Annotated in this window: 1 pseudogene; it reads right to left on the reverse strand. The window is 68.8% G+C overall.

Annotation, left to right across the window (positions count from 1 at the left end):
* Nucleotides 1-529: pseudogene (locus tag EN964_RS36815) on the reverse strand (DNA polymerase IV); the annotation flags it as partial.

The following is a 529-nucleotide window of genomic DNA, read 5'->3' on the forward strand; positions in this document are numbered from 1 at the left end:
TGCGTTTCGAGCTTTCGCGGGTCGCGGTTCCATGACAAGGCGGCGAGCTTTTCGCCGGCGGCGGGACCGAGCAGCCGCGTTAGCGCGCCGCTGTGCGTCCTGGCCAGCTGGCCGATGGTCTCGACGCCGATTTCCGCCAGCCTCGCCCTGATCGCCGGGCCGACGCCCCACATCAGCCCGACCGGCAGGTCGTGCAGGAAAGCGAGCTCGCTGCCGGGGTCGACCACCACCAGCCCGTCGGGTTTTGCCACCTGGGAGGCGATCTTGGCCAGATGCTTGGTGCGCGCCACGCCGATCGAGATCGGCAGGCCGAGTTCGGCCCGCACGCGGCGGCGGATGGTCGTTGCGATCTCCTGCGGCGAGCCGAACAGATGCGTGCAGCCGGCGACGTCGGCAAACGCCTCGTCGATGGAGATGCGCTCGACCACCGGGGTAAAATCGTCGAGCACCTTGATCGCCGCGTCGCCCAGCCGCTGGTAGTGGCTGAAATTGCCGCCGACGAAGATCAGCTGCGGGCACAGCTCACGCG

Origin of the sequence: Mesorhizobium sp. M7A.F.Ca.CA.001.10.2.1 (assembly GCF_003998575.1) — a bacterium.
Classification (GTDB): Bacteria; Pseudomonadota; Alphaproteobacteria; order Rhizobiales; family Rhizobiaceae; genus Mesorhizobium.